Here is a 22,403-nt window from a genome sequence, read left to right as displayed (position 1 = left end):
GGGTGAAGAGATAAGCGTTCTTGGTCGGATGGTTATCGACGAACCCGAATAAATGAACAGAAGTGTTGCAACCACTTCTGTTTTTGTTTTTTTAGGTGCTGTTTTTTTTCATGATGATAGGTAGTTGGTTTCTGCTTGTTAGTATTTTGGTTGGTGTAAGATTTAGAGAATTGGTTGTTGAACTATCGTTATGCTGTTGCTGTATTAACTCTTAGTCGGTGATGGTCACTGTTCTTTCCTGAATAGTATATGTTATACCGCTTTGTTTTAATATTTCCATTGCTTTATCTAATGTTAGGTTCCTCGGTATTTCCCCTACGAACTGATGTGATTTATTTTTTGTAGCAATAACGACTTTGATATCATACCATCTTTCCAGTTGTTTCATGACAGTATTTATATCCGCATTGCTGAATGAGAAATAACCATTTTTCCAGGCCATCACGGCGTCGGTATCGGGATTTCGCAGGATTTGCCAGCTGCTGCTGTTATGCTGCAGCTGTTCTCCCGGGAGTAGTACCGCCGACTTATTACCTGCGCTTACTTTTACTTTCCCAGTGATCAGCGTAGTACTGATCATCGGTTCGTTGTCGTAGGCGTTGATATTAAAGCTGGTTCCCAATACCTGTACCTGCTGGTTTCTGGTGTTCACTATAAACGGACGATCGGCCGTACCTGTCACTTCGAAATAGGCTTCACCGGTAAGTGTTACACTTCTCTCTCTACCATTAAAAGCAGATGGAAAACTGAGTTCACTGGCGGCATTCATCCATACTTTCGTACCGTCCGGGAGGATCACACAATATTGTCCGCCCTTTGGTGTGCTCAGTGTATTAACAGTTGTCTCATTCGTATTTCCTGTTCCGTTAAAGGCCAATAGTCCACTATCCAGCTTCACAATACTCATATTGCCTTGTTTGGAAACCACTCCGTTATCGGCATCGGACAACACGATTGTTTTTCCGTTGCTCAAACGCAGGATGGATTTATTACTGCCGGGCGCTATCATGGCCGATTTTGGAAGTATGCGTTGCTGTTGGCCCTGTTTATAAAACCATGCGCCAGTTATCATAGCAATAATGGCTGCAGCCGCCGCGTATCTCCGCCATATCCGGATATTTGTCTCCCTGGCAGTATGCATTGGTATTACTGTACTGTTAGTGCGATTATCTGCATTCAATACTTTCTGCAATACCGGTTCCCATCTCTCCCTTTCCACGAAATCTTCGGTTAAGGCATCTGTATTTTGCTGCATTTCCAGAAGGAAGGCTTCGCGGTTGGCTTCATTTAAAAAGAACGTATGTAGTTCTTTTTCTTCTGCTTCCGTGAGCACAGCATCCTGGCTCTTTTTAATTAAAAAGAATATTCGCGCTTCCATAATTGGTTTTCAAACGTAGTATTTAGAATTACAGGCACACTGCGAGGCAGTGGTATATAAGTAAGAATGGAAAAAAGAGAGATGGTACCCATCTGTTGAAAAAAATATTTTTCGGGAGATGAAAGTCGCCCTGCCAGCTTTTATTCCTACAAGAAAGGAATTGATTTGCCGGCTGCCTGGAGGAATTCCCGGATATTATTCAGTGCGGCGCTCAATGTATTTTTCACATAACTCTGCGATAACTGCAGTTTATCCGCAATTTCCTGGGTTTTGAGTCCTTGTTCCCGGCTCATCAGATATATTTTACGGCGTTGTGGCGGCAGATGATCTACGGCTTCTTTGATGAGGTGTAATGTTTCTCTGCTGGCCACCACTTCTTCTACCTGGTTGACGGCAGCTTCCGGCAGCGAATCCGGGAGAGAGGTGGTCATGCGGGCAGCGGCCTGTTTATGGAACCAGGTGAAGCATTCGTTGCTGGCTACGCGCATAATCCAGGCTTTGGGGTTTTCAATGCCGGGTAATTTATCGCGACTAATCCATATCCGAATAAATGTTTCCTGTATCACTTCTTCCACGCTGTCCGGATCTTTTATCACTTTCCGTACGTAGGGAGTCAGCCATGGAAGCACAGCAAAGAATAATTGCCGGAATGCCTCTTCATTGCCTTCTGATATGTTGACAAGTATCGTTGCGTCGATATGAAACCTGTTGCTGTCCAATAATTCCACCGTTGATCTGCTGTAAATGTAAAAAATAAAACAGGCCGGTAAAAGTTACCGGCCTGTTTTATTTTTATTTAGTGTGTATTAGATATTTCCTTTCTTCAGCTCAGATACAGCATGGTCACAGGCTCTGGCCGTGAGTGCCATATAAGTGATACTTGGATTTACACAAGAAGAAGAAGCCATACAGGCCCCATCCGTAATAAAGACATTCTTAGCAGCATGTACCTGGTTGAAACCATTCAGTACAGAGGTTTTAGGATCGCGACCCATACGAGCAGTACCCATTTCGTGGATACAGTGGCCTGGAGGAGGCGCGCCGTCATAACCATGCACATTTTTCAGTCCTGCTTTTTCCAGCATTTCAATGGCAGATTGTTGCATATCCTTACGCATGGCGAGTTCATTCTCTTTGAATTCGCAGTCGATATCCAAGGTCGGTAATCCGTTCACATCTTTCTTCTCCTTATTCAGGGTTACCTTATTCTCGAAGTAAGGAAGATGTTCTCCCCATGAACCAATTCCCATTCCCCATTTTCCAGGAATGGTCTGCGATTCTTTCAGGGCTACGCCGATACCTTCATTACCGATGCCACGTCCTCTACCTGCTCCGCCTTGGTAGCCAAAGCCACGTACATAGTCCTTCTGCATCGTACTTGCGTTAACGTTACGGAAGCGCGGAATGTAAATACCATTTGGTCTGCGGCCAGCACTGGTATATTGATCTTCAAAGCCGTCGAATTCTCCGCCTGCGCCCACGCCAAAGTGGTGATCCATGAGATTATGGCCAAGTTGTCCGCTATCATTACCAAATCCATTAGGAAAACGGTCTGAAACAGAATTCATCATAATCCAGGTGGTACCTAAAGTAGAACCATTCAGGAAAACGATATTGGCGTAATATTCTACGGTCTGTTTGGTATGTGCATCCATTACACGCACACCGGTAGCTTTAGCGGTATCTTTATCGTACAGTACTTCCAGCACGATAGAATCCGGACGCAGCGTGAGGTTGCCGGTAGCGGCAGCGGCAGGCAATGTTACGCCATTGCTGCTGAAATAACCGGTATAAGGGCATCCGCGGGCACAGAGATTTCTGTACTGGCAAGGACCACGACCATTATGCTTCTCTGTAACATGGGCTACACGACCAATAGTAATAATACGGTCTTTGTATTGTTCTTTGATTCTTGCCGCCACATGTTTTTCCAGACAATTCATTTCCATGGCAGGCATGAAGATACCGTCCGGGAGCTGTGGCAGGCCTTCTGCCTGTCCGCTCACACCGATAAAACGTTCTACATACTCATACCAGGGAGCAATGTCTTTATAACGGATAGGCCAGTCAACGCCATGGCCATCTTTTGCATTGGCTTCAAAATCGAGATCGCTCCAACGATACACCTGACGACCCCACATGAGGGAGCGGCCGCCTACCTGATATCCGCGGAGCCAGTTGAACGGCTTTACTTCATTGTAGGGGTTTTCTTTGTCGTTCACCCAAAACTGTTGGGTAGCCTCATCGAAGGCGTAGCAGCGGCTCTGAATGGGGTGTTTTTCGCGCATCTCGTTGGTATGATGCAACCGGTGAGGAAACTCCCATGGGTCCATCATAGCGGTTGTATAATCCTTGATATGCTCTACATTACGACCTCTTTCCAGCACCAGCGTTTTCAGGCCTTTTTCGCACAATTCCTTGGCAGCCCATCCACCGCTGATACCAGAGCCTACCACGATGGCATCGTAGGTATTTTCTTTGGTCGCTTTTATATTCAGGTTCATACTTACAGTTTTTAGATATTTCCTTTCTTCATTTCTTTCACGGCATAGTCAACTGCGCGCGCTGTCATTGCCATGTAAGTCAGTGAAGGATTCACGCAGGCTGCGGAGGTCATGCTGGCGCCATCGGTAACGAATACGTTGGGAACAGCATGCATTTGGTTATAGCCGTTGAGGATAGAAGTTTTAGGATCACGTCCCATGCGGGCGGTACCCATTTCATGAATCGCCATACCTGGATAAGATCCGTTGTCGTATGTCTTCACGTTCTTCATTCCTGCTGCTTCCAGCATTTCTGCGGCGTCATTCATCATGTCTACGCGCATTTTCTTCTCATTCTCTTTGAATTCCGCATCGAATTTGAGAACAGGTTGGCCCCATGCATCTTTCACGGAGTGGTCCAGGGTTACCATGTTATCTTCGTAAGGCAGACATTCTCCGAATCCTCCCAGTCCCATGGACCAGTTGCCAGGTTCTACCAGGGAATCCTTGAAGTCTTTACCTACGCCAATTTCCGCAATACCTTTGCTCCACAGAGCGCCACGGCTGGCGCCGCCCTGGTAGCCAAAGCCACGGAGATAGTCGCGTTTATCGCTACCTACGTTGCGATAACGTGGGATATAGATACCGTTGGCACGGCGACCGAAAATATATTTATCGTCGTATCCTTCCGCAGTACCGGAAGCGCCTGTACGGAAATGGTGATCCATCAGGTATTTACCCAGTACGCCGCTGTCGTTACCTAAACCAGTTGGGAAACGGTTGGAAGTAGAGTTCATTAATACGAAGGTGGTACCTAAAGTAGAACCGTTTACGAAGATGATTTTCGCATAGAATTCCACCATTTGTTTGGAGTGCTTGTCGATCACGCGCACGCCGGTTGCTTTTCCTTTTTTCTCATCGTAGATGATAGAGTTTACGATGGAGTCAGGACGGAGCGTCAGGTTACCGGTAGCCATGGCTGCAGGCAGTGTGGATGACTGTGTGCTGAAGTAAGCGCCGAAAGGACATCCGCGGCTACAGAGGTTACGGAACTGGCATTTCTCACGGCCAGGCAGCGGTTCGGTGATATTCGCCACACGGCCCATTGTCATGATACGGCCTTTGTATTTAGATTCGATGCTTTTTTTCACATCTATTTCAACGCAGTTCATAGGCATTGCTGGCATGAACTGACCGTCCGGGAGCTGTGGTAAGCCTTCGCGGGAACCGCTGATACCAGCAAATTTCTCAACGTAATCATACCATGGCGCAAGATCCTTATAGCGGATAGGCCAGTCTACAGCAATGCCATCTTTCAGGTTGGCTTCGAAATCGAGATCACTCCAGCGGTATGACTGACGGCCCCACATGATGGATTTACCGCCTACGATATCCGGGCGGTACCAGTCAAATCTTTTTACTTCGTTATAAGGACTCTGGGAATCGTTGATCCAGAATTTTTCGTTGTGTTCAGAGTAAGGGTAATCGCGGCTCAGCTTAGGATGGCTTTCTCTTTGTTCCTGGGTTATTTTACCTCTGTGTGGGAATTCCCAGGGATCTTTCATGGCGGTATCATAATCCTTCACGTGTTCCAGTTGTTTACCACGATCCAGCATGAGCACTTTCAGGCCTTTTTCAGTTAATTCTTTGGCAGCCCAGCCACCGCTTACACCAGAGCCTATGACAATAGCGTCATAAGTATTTTGTTCCTGCGCTTTAGTATTTAGATTCATTGTCGGCAATATTTAGGAGAACAAGAAAGCATCAGTTGTCCGGAGGACGGACAGAACTGACATCAACAGTTATGAATAGCAATCCGGACTTAGGAAGCCCAGGCCTTGTCACCTTTTTTGTAAGGTACGCAGCCGTCATATTTACCTGGTACCCTAACATAGCGCAGGGCTTGGGTAGCACCGGGTTCGGAGCTAAAGTAACCGACCAGGGTGAGATCTTTCATGAACTGGAAGTAATGGGCAGGATCCCCATCTTTCTTATTTTCCCTTTTATTGTAGGCAACGCGTTCTTTATCGATTTCGGTGAGGATTTCGGTGCGTTGTTCAGGAGTCAGCTCCAGAAAAACTTTGCTGAATTTCTTTTTGCTGGCTTCATCAATTTTTTTCAGGCCATCGAGGAAGATGTCCTGGTCTGCTTTTTTATAGCAGTCATTCATCATGGTGATGATGAATTCGTCTACCTTGCCCGCTTTTGCGCCAGGGGTATCGGTGGTTGGAATAATTGTTTCCGCAACTTCGGCCACCAAGGTTTTCGTTTGTGGCGTGTGAAGATCGTAATTCTTTGGAGCGGAACCTGTGCAGCCTTCTAGAGCTGATAACGTGGAAGCGGAAATGGCAGTACCCAACAAAATCGCCACATTCCTGATTGCGTCTCTTCTATGCATAATAAGGATTTGATTTGACCGAACGGTAAGTTTAAAAAAAATAACCTAAAATCCAAATTAACATGGATGAACCGTTTTCAGGCATTAAAAAAGGAAAGGTCCCGCTGTGAGCGGGACCTTTCCTAATAAGAATATTCAGTGCAGGAAGGCGATACTACATGGTATATCTTCCTTTGTCATCGATCATTACTACCGGCAGCTTATGGTGTTTTTCGAAATAATCATATGCATGGCGGAGGTCTGCCCAGAAAGGACGACTGATGCTATCTGTTACGGGAATGGTGTTCAGATAATCTACAGAGCGGCTGTTACCGAATTTAATCGGGAATACATGCACTGGTATGAAGTCCTGACCGGCATTTTTTGCGTTTACGGCGAGGATGTATACTTCGTCGATGAATTCATCGGTTAAAGGAATACAGCCTACTGTAATGCAGTTACCATGGATATAGATCTCGTTGCCCGGCTTTTTAGGATCGCTGAGAATGCGATCGGAAAAGTTGGGATAGTTGATACCCAGGGAGAGATGATAGTTACTGTTAGGATTAAAGTCGTTGATATAATAAAATCCTTCCGGAACCTGGCGGTCGCCTTCACGGCGTTTAGGTCCCATTTTTCCGGAGAGGGTGCATACCCGGTATGATTTAAAGAGACGGAAGGTATCCTGTGGGTTATTTTTCACCCAGATCTCCATTTCGCTGTCCAGTTTAAAGGAGCGGATGAAGATATATTTAGCAGGATAAGTCAACCCTTTCTTTTCAAATTCTTTCTTTAACAATTCCTCTTTCTGACGGAAAGCCTCTCCTACTTTAGGATACATTTTCTGGTTCTCAAGAAAAGATTGCTGGGCAAAAACGGCGCCCCCTGCCAACAACATCAGTGCGAGTACTAAAAGTCGCTTCATACTTTTCAACAAAATTTTAAAGTTAAACCAGGTTTATATATGCCAGGAAAAATAAGAAAAAGGCAAGTACGCAATGAAATACCATCGCTACTTTTTTACTCATGATTCTTAAAATATAGCTCTTGTGTCCCAGATAAATCAATATGGCCGTGAATGCCTGAAAAATCCCTCCTAACAAAAACAATACCCCAAACAGCGTCTGTATACTCATAGACAACGAAACAATTACAAATTATATTGCATGTAAAGTTAAGTTATTGTCCGTGTACTTACAACCTTGTAAACTCCATTTTAACAATTCCTGGATCTGCATCGGTAGTATAAGTGGCTTTCAGCGGGAATTTTCCTCCTGTATAAGAATACACGCAGGTGCTGGTCACTGGTCTGGAAGAATGGTTGCTGACAAGGGTTTCACCAATTACATTGTGTGCGGAAAGGTAGGCAGGTTGCAATTCCAGCATCCATGCCAGCCCTTGCTGCTGTCTTGGATTTAATTTATCGTCGTAACGGTAACTAATACTGGAAACATTCACAAACTTAGAGTACCCTGGCTGTTTTCCAAAGTTATCCTGGCGGATGATATTTCCCTGTCCGTCCCAGGTAAACGCTTGATAGCCGCTGTTTTCCCAGGCATTTTTACCCGGCTGTTTAGCAAACTGATAACGCGCCACCAGATGACCACCGTCACCATATGCGAGTGAATCATACGCATATACGGCATTGTCTCGGTAATAAGAAATACGCTGTACCTGGCCACCAGCGGCATATTCCAGACTTGTGTTCAGGTCTGTTGCAGCAGAGGCAGTATTGTCGGTAGACATGGTCTTCACCAGACGGCCATTTTCATATACCGGTACAATCACTTCCTGGTACTCTCCACTTTCTCCTTTGTACACCTGTACCAGCTTGTTAACGGTTTTGTCGGTGTTGTACTCCAGTGTAGTACGACTCCCACCTGCAATGATTTTGTGCAGATAAGTCGGTTCCGGCTCTCCTGGAATGGTAGTAAATGCAGTGGTCAGGCCCAAACCTGCCAGCAAAAGGACATGGCTTACCCTACGGGTAATGTTTGCGTTGTGCATAGGTGCGTCGTTTAGATTAAAATATTACGAAAATAAATAATTTAAATTACTCCGGTAAGAATACTCAAGTAAGTTGGCCACAGTCGGCACAGCATTTACGAAAACCAACTTCTTACGGATTTAGCCACTGCAATATAATTTCGTTAAATCAATAATACCTTTACAAATCACTGTATATCATCTACTTATGATTTAAATTTCTTTCACCACCTACTGCGGTAAAATGGCAGGACCCCGAAGTACACATGCAATAAAAATGCATATTTGTTGCATTAATCTTTATTAATATTTAAAGGGGTACATTTACTTTTGTGCTACTATTTCCCAGCTTCAGTATTTCAAATCGCTACATTATATGACACATCAGGAAAAACATTTTACAGGGTCCGAACTGCTCCGCGATATTGTCATCGGTATGTCCGACGGACTCACCGTTCCCTTTGCACTGGCAGCCGGCCTCAGCGGGGCCGTGAAGGATGTCAACCTTATCGTGATAGCCGGTCTCGCAGAAATTGCTGCAGGCTCCATCGCTATGGGACTGGGAGGATACCTGGCAGGAAAAACGGAACAAGACCATTACAACAGCGAATTAAAAAGAGAATATGAGGAGATAGAAACCGTACCGGAAAAAGAACGGGAAGAAGTGGAATTCTTCTTTGCAGAACTGGGTCTGAGCAGGGAACTTCAACAACAGGCGGCGGCAGAGCTGATTACAGACAAAGACCGCTGGGCCGATTTCATGATGAAATACGAGCTGGGCCTTGAAAAGCCAGATGCCCGCAGAGCCACCAAAAGCGCCCTCAACATCGGGATCTCCTATATCATTGGAGGATTAATCCCATTATCACCGTATTTCTTTGTCGGCAGCGGATTGGAAGGACTCAAAATCTCCGCTCTCATTACGATTATCTGCCTCTTTGTATTCGGGTATTTTAAAAGCCGACTTACTGGGTTAAATCCTGTACTGGGAGGAATTCGTGTAGCTGTTATAGGCACCATTGCAGCAGGATGCGCATTTGGTATAGCGCGCCTGATAGGCGGATAAACAATACCAGGAACACAACAAAGCACTGAATGCCCTTGGCTGTTGTTTTGGTACGCCAGCAACCACAAAAAAAGGAAGAGATGGACGTCGCTGACGTCCATCTCTTCCTTTTAATATAGCTTCAATTTACAGGTTACCGCGGAGGGCCTGTTCTCTTTCAATAGATTCAAACAATGCTTTGAAGTTACCCTTTCCGAAAGACTGAGCGCCTTTACGCTGGATAATTTCAAAGAACACCGTAGGACGATCCTGGATAGGTTTGGTGAAGATTTGCAGCAGATAACCTTCGTCATCTCTGTCTACCAGGATACCCAGACGTTGCAGTGGTGCAATTTCCTCGTCAATTTTACCTACTCTTTCCAATAATGTTTCATAGTAAGAAGAAGGAACTGTCAGGAATTCTACGCCTCGGGCCTGAAGTTCGTCTACCGTTTTCACGATATCGTTGGTAGCGATAGCCACATGTTGTACGCCGGCGCCGTTGTAGAAATCCAGGTATTCTTCAATCTGGGATTTCTTCTTACCTTCTGCGGGTTCGTTGATAGGGAATTTCACGCGACCGTTACCATTACTCATTACTTTACTCATGAGTGCGGAATATTCAGTGGAAATATCATTATCATCGAAGGAAATGAGGTTTTTAAAGCCCATCACTTCTTCATAGAAGGTAACCCAGGTGTTCATCTGGTTCCAACCTACGTTACCTACGCAATGGTCTACATATTGAAGACCGGTATCAGTAGGGTTATAGGCAGATTTCCATTCTTTATAGCCAGGAAGAAACGCGCCGTTGTAATTTTTACGCTCTACGAAAATATGAACCGTGTCTCCATACGTATGAATTCCACTACGTACTACTTCTCCGAACTCATCTTTTTCGACTACTGGCTCCATATATGGTTTACCGCCGCGTTTCACAGTTTCTTCGAAAGCAGCGCGGGCATCATCTACCCACAGCGCCAGTACTTTAACGCCATCGCCATGTTGATTGATATGCTCAGCAATCGGATTATCCGGATGCAGTGGGGAAGTCAGCACAAAGCGCAGTTTATTTTGCACCAGTACGTAAGACACGCGGTCTCTGACGCCAGTTTCAGGGCCTGCATAAGCGACAGACTGAAAACCGAATGCTGTTTTATAATAGTGAGCAGCCTGTTTGGCATTGCCTACATAAAATTCTACATAATCAGTTCCGTTGAGCGGCAGAAAATCCTGCTGACCTGTTTTGTTGGAAGTGTTTACTGTAGCTGTTTCCATAACTTTCAATTAAGTGGTTTTAAGATTTTGTTGTAACCTTCTGAGATGTTGTTGTAACCTTCTGAAATTTTGTTGTAATCCGGTTGGTTTTGTATTATTCTGCCCAGCTCATAACATAGGAGCCATCCTCAATACCCAATGCAGCTTCAGTGATCTGCAATGGATGAAAGGTGTCTACCATTACGGCCAGTTCTTTAGTTTCTTTAGCTCCGATACTCTTTTCTACGGCGCCTGGATGCGGGCCATGCGGAATACCGGCGGGGTGCAGGGTAATCATACCTCTGGTAACATGTTTACGGCTCATGAAGTCGCCATCTACATAATATAATACCTCGTCGCTATCAATATTACTATGATTGTAAGGCGCAGGAATGGCTTGCGGATGATAGTCGAACAAACGAGGACAGAAAGAACATACTACGAAATTGGTTCCTTCAAAGGTTTGATGCACTGGAGGCGGCTGATGTACTCTGCCGGTGATGGGTTCAAAATCGTGGATAGAGAACGCGAATGGATACTCGCAACCATCCCAGCCTACTACATCAAATGGATGATGTTTGTAGTGAATAGGATACATCACTCCTTTCTTCTTGATATTGATCACAAAGTCGCCGTCCTGGTCAATTGTTTCCAGGTTTTCCGGTTGGCGGATATCTCTTTCGCAGTAGGGTGAATGTTCCAGTAACTGGCCATATTTAGAGAGATAACGCTTCGGATAACGGATAGGACTAAACGATTCTACGATGAAGAGTCTGTTGTCCGGCGTATCAAAATGGATCTGATAAATGGTCCCTCTTGGAATGACCAGATAATCACCATAACCGAATTTCAGTTGTCCGTATTGGGTTTTCAGTGTACCTGTACCCTCATGGATGAATATCATTTCATCGGCATCGGCATTTTTGTAGAAGTAATCAGACATGCTCTGACGGGGAGCGGCCAGTACGATATGCAGATCGTTGTTGACGAGCACCGCTTTCCGGCTCTTCAGGAAGTCGTCTTCCGGCTGAATATTAAATCCCTGGAAGCTGCGATGTTTCAGCATTTTCTCTTCTGCCACTTTTGGCGCCACGCTGTAGGGCTCATCTACTTTCACAATTTCGGTAGGCGGATGACAATGATACAACAAGGTAGAGTGGGAAGAAAAGCCTTCCGTTGAGAACAGCTGCTCCGAGTACAATCCGCCATCCGGCTTACGGAACTGCGTATGACGTTTGTGCGGAATTTGTCCAAGTTTATGATAATGTGGCATAACTGGAATATTGAATGAATAGGATTGTTTTGGTGTATGTATCCGAAAAAATAAATGCTGTTGTGATAAGTGCCAGTCTACAGGCGAAGAAATTTACCGGGTTGCTGCTCGCAGCCGGCAGACCCACAAGGAGCTGCAGCTGGAAAAAGTATGAACTGGGAAGCAGTAGAATTAAAAGCTGCTACAAAGTTACGCCAATAAATAACGGAAAGCCTGTTTTTACAGGTGATAGACAAGTATTATGCAATAGCCGAATCCATGGCGAGGGTGGCCATGAGAAAATAGTAGCGAAGCTGACTATTGGAAGTATATTTTAATAATTCCGGCAATGCAGTTCTTTTGATTTTACCAGCTAAAGTTAATGATATTTTATATTAATCCAATTTTTTCCTTAGATGACAAATTCTTTGGCTGAATTCGTTCCCAAACACTATGCAATGTCACTGTATTGTCATTGAATTATGAATAAAATACATTCACCAGAAGAGCAAGCAGGTATAAAACTTACATCAATACAGCAATTAATCATTACAATTTTCAAAATCAAAGCCATTTAAAAGAAATATTTTCAAAAAATAAGGCTTCAATTGAAATTTTCATAAATATCCAGACTGCACTTTTATTTACAGGCGAAAAGATAGACTTTTGTAACACAATCGTCACAAAACAGTAATAGTGCTACAGAAATTTACATATCATCTCTCCTTCACTCCCACCTCCCAACGGGAATGCATGAGCACTATTATCACGTCCACAATTATTACAACCCCAGTGCGGGGTTAAATTTCACATATCATCCAATGACCACTGAGAAAGTGGTATACAACCGGAAGGATCGGACTATTTCTACGTATAAACTTTATTTAATATGCAAGTTTTAAAATTCGGCGGTACATCCGTTGGTAGCTCCAAAGCAATAGAACAGGTTTGCCAGATACTGAAACAACATAAACCGGCTGGAAAGTATGCCATCGTGGTTTCCGCAATGGGTGGTGTGACCGATAAACTCATCAGTTGCGGCCAACTCGCAGGCGCTGGCAAAGAAGATTATAAATCAGTACTACAGGAAATTGAACAACGTCACCTCACCGCCATCCGTGAGTTGTTCCCCATCACTGCACAAAGTGGTCAGATCAGTCAGCTGAAAAAGAAACTCAACGCGCTGGAAAACCTCTGCGATGGCATATTTCAGGTAGGAGAACTCAGCGCCCGCTCCCTGGACAAAATCATGAGCTACGGAGAACTCATCTCCTGCTATATCGTAGCGGAAAAACTGAAACAGGAAGGCCTCAACGCCACCTGTAAAGACAGTCGCGAACTCATTGTAACAGACAATACCTTTGGTCATGCCGCCGTAAATTTCGTTGGCACCAATCATAATATAAATGCCTGGCAGGAAGCCTCCAACGCAGATTACACCGTTTTTCCCGGCTTTGTCGCGTCCTCCCCTGATGGCGAAACCACTACCCTCGGCAGAGGCGGATCTGATTACACCGCCGCCATCATCGCTGCCGCGGTAAATGCCAGCGTACTCGACATCTGGACAGACGTCAGCGGTATGATGACCGCAGATCCAAGAATGGTTAGTCAGGCCATTCCCATCTCCCATATCTCCTACGAAGAAGCAATGGAACTATCGCACTTCGGAGCGAAAGTCATCTACCCACCTACCATCCAACCGGTCATGGATAAACGAATACCAGTATGGATCAAAAATACCTTTGCACCGGAAGATCACGGTACCCTCATACAAGACAGCACTGAACGCAATTTCCCGGTAACAGGTATCTCCGGCATACAACATATTGCCCTGCTCACATTGGAAGGTAGCGGCATGGTAGGGATTCCAGGCTTCTCAAAACGACTTTTCGAAGCGCTCTTACGGGAACGCATCAACGTTATCCTGATCACCCAAAGTTCTTCTGAACACTCTATTACCGTGGGCATACACGAGAGCGATATGCTCCGCGCCAAAACCACTGTAGACGAAGAGTTCGCACAAGAAATACACGAGAAGAAAATAGATCCGCTCATCGTGGAAAAAGACCTCTGCATTGTGGCTGTGGTGGGCGACAAAATGAAAAACCATCACGGCACCAGCGGTAAACTATTCGCCACCCTGGGTCGTAATGGGGTGAACATCCGTGCCATCGCACAGGGTTCAACAGAAAAGAATATCTCTACTGTCATCAATAAAAGCGATGTGAAAAAAGCGCTGAACCTGATACATGAGGCTTTCTTTGAGAAACCCCTGAAACAAGTAAACCTCTTCATCGCAGGAGTAGGCAATGTGGGCAGTAAATTACTGGAACAACTGCAACAACAACAGGCCTACCTACAGGAAGAACTGGGCTTACAGATTCGTGTAGCCGGCGTGGCCAACAGCAAAAATATGCTGTTCAGCGAATACGGTATTAAACTGAGCGACTGGCGGGAACAGCTCCCACAGGGCGATGCCAGCGATATGAAGCAGTTTATCGAAAGAATAAAATCACTCAACCTTCGCAACAGCGTATTTGTTGATAATACCGCCAGCGGAGAGGTAGCGAAAACCTACCATGAGTTTCTCCAGCATGGTATTTCTGTGGTAACCTGTAACAAGATTGCCTGTTCGTCTGACTACCACTATTACAAACAACTGAAAGAACTGGCACGTAGTTACAATGCCTCCTTCCTGTTTGAAACAAACGTAGGAGCCGGACTACCGGTCATCAATACACTAAATGATCTGATCCGTAGCGGCGACCGCATACATAGTATTGAAGCGGTTTTGAGCGGCAGTCTGAATTTTGTTTTCAACCATTTTGTGAATGGCGCGAGCTTCCGAAATGTAGTGCAGGCCGCACAAGATGAAGGATACACAGAACCAGATCCACGCATAGATCTCAGCGGTGTGGATGTTATGCGTAAAATCCTCATTCTGGCAAGAGAAAGCGGTGCAAAAATGGAAATGAATGATATCACCAACAATCTGTTTTTGCCGGATGAATGCCTGAATGCCCCTTCTGTGGCGGACTTCTACGAACAACTGGATGTACACGCTCCTCATTTCGGGCAATTACTCAGTAACGCAGTGGCTGCAGGGAAGCGACTTAAATTCGTAGCCCGTTATGAAGAAGGAAAAGCTTCTGTAGGACTCCAATGCGTGTCGCCTGATCATCCGTTCTATAACCTGGAAGGAAAAGATAACATCGTTTTATATACCACCAGCAGATATCGTGAACAGCCACTGATCGTGAAAGGAGCAGGCGCTGGCGCAGACGTGACCGCCTCGGGCATATTTGCTGACATCATCAGAAGCGCGCGATAATTCATCTTCGTTATCCTTCTGACTGCATTCACCGTTCCTAAATTTCAAGCATTAAATGAATTATATGGATTGTATTAAAGTATTTGCTCCCGGCACTGTTGCGAATGTTGCCTGCGGCTTTGATGTAATAGGACTGGCCATGGACGCGCCCGGCGATGAAATGATTCTGCGCAGGAGCAAGGAACCCGGCATCCGCATTACGGCTGTACATGGCGCAGAGCTGCCATTGGACCCCGCCAAAAATGTTGCCGGCGTGGCAGTACAAGCCCTGCTACAAAAATACGATCAACCGGATACCGGTATCGAAATAGAAATCTTCAAACATATACATCCCGGCAGCGGCATTGGCTCCAGCGCCGCCAGCAGTGCCGGTGCGGTAGTAGGTGTTAATCACCTGCTGGGCGAACCTTTCACGCGAAAGCAACTCGTACGCTTCGCCATGGAAGGGGAAAGACTGGCCTCCGGATCTGCGCATGCCGACAACGTGGCGCCAGCCATACTGGGCGGTTTCACAATGGTGCGCAGTTATCGGCCACTGGATATTATTACCCTCCACTCTCCTGCTGAACTATGGGTAACGGTAATACATCCACAAATAGAAGTAAAAACCTCCGATGCCAGAGAAATTCTGAAACAAAAAGTCCTCATGACAGACGCGATCCGCCAATGGGGCAACGTAGGCGCACTGGTGGCAGGCCTCTTCCAGGAAGATTATGAGCTGATCAGTCGCTCCCTGGAAGACGTGATCGTAGAACCCGTTCGCAGCATCCTGATACCTGCTTTCCATGAACTGAAAATAAAATGTAAAGAAGCAGGCGCACTGGGCGGAGGAATCAGCGGTTCCGGACCTTCTGTATTTATGCTGAGTAAAGGAGAAGCCAACGCCCGCAATGTAGCGGAGATGATGGATAAAGTGTATGCTCCACTGGGCGTAGATTATAAAATATATGTTTCCCAAATCAACACTGCGGGAGTAAAAGTGATTGACTAACTAATTTAATGAATGCATTATGCAATACTATAGCTTGCACAATCCGGAATATAAAGTATCCTTTGAAACAGCAGTGACAGAAGGCATGGCCCCGGATAAAGGTTTGTATTTCCCGGAAACCATTCCCCAGCTGGATGCCGCTTTCCTGGAAAACATCCATCAATACAGCGATCAGGAAATAGGCTATCAGGTGATTAAAGCATTTGTGGGAGATGAAATACCTGAAGATAAATTACGGGAGATAGTAGCTGCAACATTACACTTTCCCTTTCCCATTCAAAAGGTTTCCCGCGCTTCCTATGCGCTGGAACTTTTCCACGGCCCTACCCTCGCATTTAAAGATGTAGGCGCCCGTTTTATGGCAGGCTGCCTGGGACACTTCCGACGCAACGCGAAGAAACCAGTAACTGTACTGGTAGCCACTTCCGGCGATACAGGCGCTGCGGTGGCCAGTGGTTTCTATAATGTGCCCGGTGTGGAAGTAGTGATCCTCTACCCTTCCCGAATGGTCAGCACCCTCCAGGAAAAACAGCTGACTAGTCTGGGCGGCAATATCCAGGCACTGGAAGTATTAGGTACCTTCGACGATTGCCAGCGCATTGTTAAAACAGCATTCCTGGATCAGGAATTACAGGCCAAACGCCCGTTGACTTCAGCAAACTCTATCAACGTTGCCCGTTGGCTGCCGCAGATGTTCTACTACTTCATCGCATACAAACAGATGAAAGCGGCGCATCCGAATATTGTATTCTCTGTACCCAGCGGCAACTTTGGAAATATCTGTGCGGGCATGATGGCCGCAGCTATTGGATTGCCAGTAGCGCATTTCATTGCAGCCACGAATGTCAATGATACTATTCCCCGCTTTATGCAAAGCGGCAAATATGAACCAGGACGCGCTGTACCTACTTTATCAAATGCTATGGACGTGGCGGACCCGAGTAACTTTGTCCGCATACTGGAGTTGTACGGCAAGAACTTCCCACAACTCGCTGCCAGTATGAGTTCCTATAGTTTCAATGATAAAGAAACCGCCCGCGTCATGGAAAGAGTGTGGAAAGAATCGCATTACATGCTAGATCCGCACGGAGCAGTTGGCTACCTGGGTTTGCAAAAGTACCTGGCGGAAGATCCGGATATCACCGGCGTATTCCTGGAAACAGCACACCCGGTGAAGTTTGAGGACACTGCTCCCAAAAATATCCGGGACGACATTCATACTCCATCCAAAGTGATGTCGTTATACGGTAAGGAAAAATCTTCCATTGTGGTGGCGGCTGATTACCAGGTGGTAAAGAAGACTTTAATGCATTTAGAATTTCGGAATTCAGAATTAAGCCATTAACTTGGCGCTGTATGAGAAAACTAACTATCCTTGTCCTGGGGCTGGCAGTGGGCGCCTGCAATCATTCGTCGCAGCCAGCCAACCAGCACCAGGCTGCATCTGCCGATTCCGTTTTGTATAGTGATATCGTTCGAGCTGTTACCGATTCCCTGCAACAATTTCCACAGCAACACGCGTTATTTTACCGTCGTGGCCTGCTGCTCTTCAATACGCATCCGGATATGGCATTGAAAGATTTTGAACAGGCAGCCAAACTGGATTCCTCTAATACAGATTACTGGGCTTGCGCCGGAGAAGCGGCACTGGTAGCGGGTAATCACGCTACTGCTGCGCAGCTGTTCACCAGAGCGCTGCAAACCTCCCCCAATTACCCTTTCCTACAATACAAGCTGGCCACCGCTATGGTGGAAATGAAACAATATGCCAGTGCCGACAGTCTCGCTGACCTCCTGCCCAAATCCGGCGAAGGCGCGGATCAGGCCTTCTACCTGAAAGCCAGGATAGCAGTGGACCATAAGGATACCGTTGCTACTATCCGATATCTCCGTCAGGCAATGACAGTAGCCGGAGACCATCCGGAGTACGACGCCCTGATGGAACTGGCGGACCTGCTCAGTACGCAACGGCATCCCGATGCCTTGCAATATTACGTACAGGCATGGAAGTTAGACTCCACCAATGCGGAACCTATGTATTATGCAGGCCGGTTCCAGGAACAGATGCAGCAACAGGATGCCGCAATAGCCTCCTACCGCAAATGTGTCGTCTCCGATCCAGGCTATGAAGCCCCGTACATGGCGTTGGGTGATATCTACCGAAATAATAAAAACTGGAAAGACGCCTATACTTTTTACAACATGGCAGTTAAAACAGCCCCTACAGACGCTTTGGCCTATTATCAACGGGCGCTGAGCCAGGAGCAGTTGGGTAAAAAGGATATGGCGCTGGAAGATTATATCAAAGCATCTTCCTTCAGGAAGGACTATAAAGAAGCGAAAGAAGCCATCAAGCGACTGAGCAAGTAATTACTTACTTTTACAGAGAACAAAATAAATGCCTTTGGAAAAAAAACCTGTATTAATTGCGCCATCTCTGTTGGCAGCGAATTTCCTGGAACTGGGAAAAGAAGCGGATATGCTCAACCGTAGTGAGGCCGATTGGTTTCACCTGGATGTGATGGACGGACGATTTGTACCGAATATCAGTTTCGGCCTGCCGGTCATTTCACAGATCAGAAAAGCCACCAATAAAATCTGCGATGTGCATTTGATGATTGAAGAGCCGGAGAAATATGCCGAAGCCTTCAAAAATGCGGGCGCGGATATACTCACCGTACATTATGAAGCCTGTCCTCATCTGCATAGAAATATCCAGCAAATTAAACACCTGGGTATGAAAGCTGGTGTGGCCCTGAATCCACATACGCCGGTAGGATTGCTGGAAAACGTGATCCGCGACCTGGACCTGGTACTGATTATGAGTGTGAATCCGGGTTTTGGCGGACAAACCTTCATTGAACAAACTTACCACAAGATTGCGCAGCTACGCCAGCTGATCAACGACAATAACGGGCATGCCCTCATTGAGGTAGATGGCGGTATCAGCGCAGAAAATGCCGGCCAACTTATTCAAGCAGGCGCAAATGTATTGGTAGCTGGAAGTGCTGTATTTGCATCAGAGAATCCCGAACAGACAATCAGCGGACTAAAATCCGCGGCTATGGCAGGTTTAGGAAAGATGTGATATAATTTCCTTTGACAGAGGCTTGGTAAGATAACCACTTACAAACTTATAACTACGTACACGTTCTTTGTCTTTCTCATCTATACTGGAAGTTAGAACAAATATCTTCACCTGTTTCGGCAAAGATGTTTGGAATCCTGCATATTCATCCAGGAACTCCCAACCATCCATTACCGGCATATTCAAATCCAATAGGATCAAATCCGGAAGGGCGTCTGCCACATTCGTGTTTTCTCTGAAATAGTCCAGTACTTCCTGGGCATCAGAGAATACACGAATATTGTTGCTTATACCCTGTCGCTCAATCATAATTTTGGCGATCTGCTGGTGAATAGGGTCATCATCCACAATAAAAATCATATTGATCAGGTTCATATAAGCATATTATTCAGGCCTAAAAGTAATAATAAATTTTGTTCCCTGACCTGGCTTACTTTCTGCCTTGATGCTTCCGCCCATTGCTTCCACCTGTGTTTTGGTAATAAACAGGCCTATTCCCTTTGCATCTTTATTCTTGTGAAACGTCTTTCTGAAGCCGAAAAGTTTGTTTCCAAAACGCTCCATATCGATCCCTACGCCGTTATCTTCCACCGTCATAAAAATGTTATCGTTTTCCAACCAGGTTTGCAGGTGAACTGCCGGAGTACGTTCCGGCGAGCGATAACGGATGGCGTTTGTGATGAAGTTCTGGAGGATACTGTCGAGATACACTTTGGAATATTCCAGGGACGGCGCCTTTTCAAAATCTGCCGTAATGCGGATATGACTGGTTTCAATATCTACCAGGAGAATATCCTTTACTTTCTGTAACCTGTCTGCAAAGAAGAGTTTTTCCTTCTCTACATTTACATCCTTGCGGATCTGGATTACTTCTACCAGGTCGTTGAGGGTTTCATCAATTTTCTTGATGACCTCATGGAGCATACCCAGATAGAGTTCCCGTTCCTGGTAGGAAGCGGCTTCGTTATGCATCTGCATGAGCGCTTTGAGGTTCGCAATAGGCGCGCGCAGGTTATGCGAAGTGATATGTGCGAAATCTTCCAGCTGCTTATTTTGGTTCAGCAGGTTTTTATTGAGATTGGAGAGTTGTTCATTGGCTTTGCGCAGTTCCTTCTGCATTTTCCGGCTTTCGGTGATATCCCGGATGAATACGGAAATACCGCCGTCCTGCATGGGTGTCAGCAGGAAATCATACCATTTGTCTTGCAGCGGGAAGTAGATGCCGAACGACTGCGAGGTATTATGCCGGATGCATTCCTGTAAACGCGCGTAGAATACTGTTCCGCTTAATTTCGGGAATACTTCGAAGATATTGCTGCCTGTCAGTGCCTTGCGGCCGATCATTTTTTCCGCCTTCTGGTTGAGGAAGTTGAGTTGGCCATCTGGTTCCATGGCCACGTACCCCATATCCATCGTATCGAAGAAGAGGCGCATCAGCTCTGTATTTCTGCTGAGCGCTTCGCGGATGGCGGATTGTTCAGTGATATCCTGCACTACCCCGTAGAGTCGTTGCGGTTGATCGGAAACGGCATCCGACTGTCCGATATAACGGATACGCCTGGTGGTACTGTCTTGCAACGCAATCGTAAGTTGCACATCAAATGGTTTGCCTGTGCGGATACAGAGGTCGATATGATGACTGAGTAATAGTTTTGATTCAATAGTATAGAAAGACAACACATCTTCCAGTGAAATAGCTACTTGTGCGCTACAACCGTGGATACGGCAGGCCTGGTCCGACCATCGGATATTACCGGTGGTTACTTCCAGTTCCCAACCGCCGATTTTACCTATTTGACCTGTCTGTAAGAGGAATTCCTGGTTTTTGATATTTTCCAGTTCCTGTGTTTTCTTATCTGTGATATCATTTACCAGGGCTACTACAATGAGTTCTTTGTCTACCGGATTTACGACAGGGAATACAGTCAGGTCCAGGAATACTTCGCGGCCGATGGAGGTCCATCGTTCATCTTTAGTGAAATCTACTTTTTTCTCTACGCGCAGCGCTCTGTTTTCATGTAATGCCTGTTGGAAGAGATCGTCCAGTTCGAACAGGTTGGCAAACTCATCATTCATTACGTTGAACTGACGGCGTGCAGCGGGATGTGGCGAATTAAAGAAATTGCGTTGGGTTTGATTGATACGGCGGATAAAGCCGAAGTTATCAAACTGGATATAGCCGATTGGTAAGTTTTCGATGATATTGTCGAGGAGGCGTTCGCTTTTCTGGAGACTGATTTCGGCGAGTTTCTTTTCTGTGATATCGTCCAGGATGAGGAAGATATTGGTCATATTGGACAGCTTGTCCACTACTGGGAAGATCGTCGCTTCAAAGTATACAGGATAAATGCGGGTGATGCCATCGTAATTTTTCTCTGAGTAGTTGAGCAGGACTTCTCTTTTCAGGGTATCGCGGCCTTCGCGAACGTCTTCAAAGAGTTTTGACAGGCCGTTGATACGATATAGCGGGTCTTGTAACCAGTTATAATCCGGGTTGCGGAGGAAAGGGTGGTCTTGTCCCCATATTTCGCGTTGGCGGCTGTTCATTTCCATGCTGAGGCCTTCCGTAGAGAATTGCTGGAGACCAATGGGCAAGTTTTCTAGTATCTGGCGGAAATATTTTTCATCTTCCTGGATGCGGAGCTCTGACTGTTTACGTTCCGTGATGTCCAGGCCGATAATGAGGAATTGTTCCATAGCGCCATTTTCGGCCATTACAGGGCTGAAGCCTGCTTCGATCCAGAGGGGTCTGATACCGTTGATGAGGAAACCTATTTGTTCGCGTACTGCTAGTCCTTCCTTAATTTTCAGGCAAATATTGTCCCACTGTTCCCGATTGGCCGGAAGCAGGATTGTTTCAAAGTGTTGGCCTTCTATGGCTGATGCGGGTAGCTGAAGTGCAATCAACATCAAACTGTTCACAGAAGCGATTGTACCGTCTGCATTCACTGAAACTGATAGTGAGCAGGCATTAATCGCGGCTTCCAGGTGTTGTAGATGCCGGTAATGTTGATCCAGCATAGCTATGTTCATATGATAGCGTAACTTAATATCGTTGTGGTCTGCAAAGGACCAAAATAGCTATAATCCGGGAAAAAATCTTTTAAATTCCATAAATGTAGGGAAAATGTTTGTTGCCGGCAATTTAGTTCAGACGTGATTTTATCCAGTATGGAAGCGGGAAATTGGGGTAGTGTTTAAATGTTTATCCACGA

The 22,403-nt window shown here is 45.9% G+C and carries 17 protein-coding genes; 6 read left to right on the top strand and 11 right to left on the bottom strand.

Translation table 11 applies throughout. The annotated features are described in order from the left end of the window. Positions 1-211 precede the first annotated feature (211 nt). The 7 genes from CLV59_RS13950 to CLV59_RS13915 form a co-directional block, all read right to left on the bottom strand. On the bottom strand, positions 212-1,378 hold the full coding sequence (locus CLV59_RS13950; protein WP_111592656.1) for a FecR family protein: 1,167 nt from the start codon (positions 1,376-1,378) through the stop codon (positions 212-214). A gap of 146 nt (positions 1,379-1,524) precedes the next feature. Next, complete coding sequence (locus CLV59_RS13945) at positions 1,525-2,106, bottom strand: RNA polymerase sigma factor (RefSeq protein ID WP_170137748.1); 582 nt, start codon at positions 2,104-2,106, stop codon at positions 1,525-1,527. A gap of 78 nt (positions 2,107-2,184) precedes the next feature. Next, complete coding sequence (locus CLV59_RS13940; RefSeq protein ID WP_111592654.1) at positions 2,185-3,882, bottom strand: GMC oxidoreductase; 1,698 nt, start codon at positions 3,880-3,882, stop codon at positions 2,185-2,187. Between the two features lie 11 nt (positions 3,883-3,893). Beyond that, positions 3,894-5,594: a GMC oxidoreductase gene (locus CLV59_RS13935; protein ID WP_111592653.1), complete on the bottom strand. Its 1,701-nt coding sequence runs from the start codon at positions 5,592-5,594 to the stop codon at positions 3,894-3,896. A gap of 89 nt (positions 5,595-5,683) precedes the next feature. After that, positions 5,684-6,259 carry a gluconate 2-dehydrogenase subunit 3 family protein gene (locus CLV59_RS13930; RefSeq protein WP_111592652.1) on the bottom strand — a complete coding sequence of 192 codons (576 nt, stop codon included), beginning with the start codon at positions 6,257-6,259 and terminating at the stop codon, positions 5,684-5,686. A gap of 154 nt (positions 6,260-6,413) precedes the next feature. After that, the gene (locus CLV59_RS13925; protein ID WP_111592651.1) at positions 6,414-7,163 is read right to left on the bottom strand and encodes a L,D-transpeptidase family protein; all 750 of its coding nucleotides are present in this window, start codon (positions 7,161-7,163) and stop codon (positions 6,414-6,416) included. 269 nt (positions 7,164-7,432) lie between these two features. Further along, a complete protein-coding gene (locus tag CLV59_RS13915) occupies positions 7,433-8,245 on the bottom strand; it encodes a hypothetical protein (RefSeq protein ID WP_111592649.1) in 813 nt (270 codons plus the stop codon). A gap of 355 nt (positions 8,246-8,600) precedes the next feature. Between CLV59_RS13915 and CLV59_RS13910 the strand changes: the two genes are divergently transcribed. Continuing rightward, positions 8,601-9,290, top strand: coding sequence for a VIT1/CCC1 transporter family protein (locus CLV59_RS13910; protein ID WP_111592648.1), 690 nt, complete (start codon positions 8,601-8,603; stop codon positions 9,288-9,290). 126 nt (positions 9,291-9,416) lie between these two features. Here CLV59_RS13910 and hppD read toward each other — a convergent pair whose 3' ends face one another. Both hppD and CLV59_RS13900 read right to left on the bottom strand, forming a co-directional pair. After that, positions 9,417-10,547: a 4-hydroxyphenylpyruvate dioxygenase gene (gene hppD / locus CLV59_RS13905; RefSeq protein WP_111592647.1), complete on the bottom strand. Its 1,131-nt coding sequence runs from the start codon at positions 10,545-10,547 to the stop codon at positions 9,417-9,419. Positions 10,548-10,641: 94 nt separating this feature from the next. Next, positions 10,642-11,799: a homogentisate 1,2-dioxygenase gene (locus CLV59_RS13900; RefSeq protein WP_111592646.1), complete on the bottom strand. Its 1,158-nt coding sequence runs from the start codon at positions 11,797-11,799 to the stop codon at positions 10,642-10,644. An 868-nt stretch (positions 11,800-12,667) separates the two neighbouring features. Here CLV59_RS13900 and thrA point away from each other — a divergent pair. The 5 genes from thrA to rpe all read left to right on the top strand — a co-directional run bounded on the left by thrA (position 12,668) and on the right by rpe (position 19,188). Then, positions 12,668-15,109, top strand: coding sequence for a bifunctional aspartate kinase/homoserine dehydrogenase I (gene thrA / locus CLV59_RS13890; RefSeq protein ID WP_111592644.1), 2,442 nt, complete (start codon positions 12,668-12,670; stop codon positions 15,107-15,109). Positions 15,110-15,173: 64 nt separating this feature from the next. Next, positions 15,174-16,100, top strand: a complete 927-nt coding sequence (locus tag CLV59_RS13885; protein WP_111592917.1) for a homoserine kinase — start codon at positions 15,174-15,176, stop codon at positions 16,098-16,100. 19 nt (positions 16,101-16,119) lie between these two features. Further along, positions 16,120-17,445, top strand: a complete 1,326-nt coding sequence (thrC, locus tag CLV59_RS13880) for a threonine synthase (protein ID WP_111592643.1) — start codon at positions 16,120-16,122, stop codon at positions 17,443-17,445. 11 nt (positions 17,446-17,456) lie between these two features. Next, positions 17,457-18,470, top strand: a complete 1,014-nt coding sequence (locus CLV59_RS13875) for a tetratricopeptide repeat protein (RefSeq protein ID WP_111592642.1) — start codon at positions 17,457-17,459, stop codon at positions 18,468-18,470. A 34-nt stretch (positions 18,471-18,504) separates the two neighbouring features. Next, positions 18,505-19,188: a ribulose-phosphate 3-epimerase gene (gene rpe, locus CLV59_RS13870; protein WP_245950867.1), complete on the top strand. Its 684-nt coding sequence runs from the start codon at positions 18,505-18,507 to the stop codon at positions 19,186-19,188. Here the strand turns inward: rpe and CLV59_RS13865 are convergent. Together CLV59_RS13865 and CLV59_RS13860 are read right to left on the bottom strand one after the other, a co-directional pair. Beyond that, the gene (locus CLV59_RS13865) at positions 19,174-19,563 is read right to left on the bottom strand and encodes a response regulator (RefSeq protein ID WP_111592640.1); all 390 of its coding nucleotides are present in this window, start codon (positions 19,561-19,563) and stop codon (positions 19,174-19,176) included. The two genes, rpe and CLV59_RS13865, sit on opposite strands and share 15 nt — an antisense overlap. A gap of 9 nt (positions 19,564-19,572) precedes the next feature. Then, positions 19,573-22,221 carry a PAS domain-containing sensor histidine kinase gene (locus CLV59_RS13860; protein WP_111592639.1) on the bottom strand — a complete coding sequence of 883 codons (2,649 nt, stop codon included), beginning with the start codon at positions 22,219-22,221 and terminating at the stop codon, positions 19,573-19,575. Between the last annotated feature and the right edge of the window lie 182 nt (positions 22,222-22,403).

The sequence above is a fragment of the Chitinophaga dinghuensis genome, from assembly GCF_003259435.1.
Lineage (GTDB): Bacteria > Bacteroidota > Bacteroidia > Chitinophagales > Chitinophagaceae > Chitinophaga > Chitinophaga dinghuensis.
This window is presented reverse-complemented; position numbering and strand designations above follow the sequence as displayed.